General features: G+C 35.7%; 1 pseudogene. It reads left to right on the forward strand.

Annotation, left to right across the window (positions count from 1 at the left end):
- A pseudogene (locus GMD3S_RS0210175) lies at nt 1–516 on the forward strand (phosphate ABC transporter ATPase); the annotation flags it as partial.

The following is a 516-nucleotide window of genomic DNA, read 5'->3' on the forward strand; positions in this document are numbered from 1 at the left end:
TTGATTATCCAAATATTCAAGAGTGGGAATTAGAAAAAATTGCTAAATTTATAGCTTACGAAAAACTTCATAAACGTCAAACAAGTATTGAGTGTGCTGATTCTTGTTTAAAAGAAGAAATTTTAGATTACATCTGTCAGCAACCCTTTCTGCCACCATTTACCCCTACAGATAAAAGAGTAGCCTCGACTTATGATCTACATAAGAGGCTAGTGACTTCAGACTACTGTAGCCATACTACGACTATAGATGCAGCGATTTCTATTTTTAAAACAGGTCAGCTCTTATCTGCTATGAAAGCCTTTAGGCGAGATGCTGAGGAGTTGGTTTTGGATAGTCGAAATGCTGCATCTGATCCGAAAGATTATTTTGACTATGTTATGTTAGGATGGTCAAATACAAGTTCTGGTTATCGATTGGCGATGGAACGTTTATTAGGTCGAGCTCCTTCAGAGAAAGAATTACAAGATAAGTTTATTCCTGGAGTAAGTTTTCATTTTATCTATACAGATTTGA

This window comes from Streptococcus sp. GMD3S (genome assembly GCF_000298695.2).
In the GTDB taxonomy this organism is placed as follows: domain Bacteria; phylum Bacillota; class Bacilli; order Lactobacillales; family Streptococcaceae; genus Streptococcus.